2 protein-coding genes are annotated in these 1216 nt (G+C 76.2%); both read right to left on the bottom strand.

Annotated elements, in window-relative coordinates; translation table 11 throughout:
- Positions 1-892 (bottom strand): AAA family ATPase (locus tag CWIS_RS16400; protein ID WP_048344414.1); only part of this gene is annotated, 892 nt, incomplete at its 3' end.
- Positions 892-1216: exonuclease SbcCD subunit D C-terminal domain-containing protein (locus tag CWIS_RS19640; protein WP_048344420.1), on the bottom strand; the 325-nt coding region annotated here is incomplete at its 5' end. The genes CWIS_RS16400 and CWIS_RS19640, both read right to left, overlap by 1 nt.

Below are 1216 nucleotides of genomic sequence, written 5' to 3'. Positions count from 1 at the left end.
GCGCGAGCTCGGCCGCGGAGCCGGCCGCGGTGTGCTCGGCGGTGGCCGCGTCAGCCTCGGCGCGGGCCCGCGCCGCCTCGTCGGCGAGCAGTCCCAGCGGCCCCGCCAGCGCGGCGTCGAGCGCGCGAGTGTCGGAGCGTCCGACGAGCGCTGCGGACACGGCCTCGTGCACGGGGGCGAGCGCGGTCGCGTCGAGCCCGGCCGCACCCGCGAGGTGCGCGACCTTCTCCTCGACGACCCGACGGGTCCCCTCGGTCGCGCGGTCCGCCTCGCGGCGCATCTCGACGAGCCGCACCTGCATCCGCTGGTAGACCTGCGTGCCGAAGATCTTCTGCAGCAGCGCGGGCCGCTCCTTCTCGGGGTCCGCGCGCAGGAAGCGCGCGAACTCGCCCTGCGGCAGCACGATCGTCTGGACGAACTGCTCACGGTCCAGCCCGACGACGCGCTGGATCTCCGCGCCCGCCTCGTCGAGCCGCGTCGAGAGCATCTCGCCCGTCGGCTCGTCGTCCGTCGAGGCCGGTGCGTCCGCGGCGAGCCGCCACAGCCGCACCGACGCCTGCTGCCGCACCGTCCCGGTGCCGCGCTTCTTCGCGCGGTCGAACGCGGGCGTCCGGCGCACGCGGAACCGCCCGGCGCCGACCTCGAAGGTCAGGTCGACGAACGACTCCGTCTCGTCGTCGGCGTAGGCCGAGCGCACGCGGTCACCGCTGGACTCGGCCGAGGCGACCTTGCCGTAGAGCGCGAACACCACGGCGTCGATCACGGTGGACTTGCCCGCGCCGGTCGGGCCCTCGAGCAGGAACAGGCCCGACGCGCCGAGCTCGGCGAAGTCGATCGTGTGACGCCCCGCGAACGGCCCGACGGCCTGGAGCGTCATCGAGACGAGCTGCATCAGGCGCTCCGCTCGGCGGCCGCGGCGTGCTCGTGCGTGGCGCGGAGCACCGCGAGCTCGTCGTCGTCCGGGCGTGCGCCCGTGACGTGGGAGACGAAGTCGCACGCGACCTCGACCGGGTCGGCGGCGGCGGTCACCGCGCGCAGCGCGGGTGCGCCGACCGCTGCGGGAGGCCGGTGCTGCACGACGAGCGCGTGCGGCAGGCGCGCCCGCACGCGCGCGTACAGGTCCTGCGGTCGGCGCTCGTCGGTCACCACGACGCGCACCCAGTCGTCCACGTGCGGCGCGCCCGCCGCGCCCAGGACGTCCTCGAGCGTGCCCGTG

It is taken from the genome of Cellulomonas sp. A375-1 (assembly GCF_001040865.1).
GTDB classification, from domain to species: domain Bacteria; phylum Actinomycetota; class Actinomycetes; order Actinomycetales; family Cellulomonadaceae; genus Cellulomonas; species Cellulomonas gelida.
Note: the sequence above shows the minus strand (reverse complement) of the source record. Positions and strands in the feature narration are given on the sequence as shown.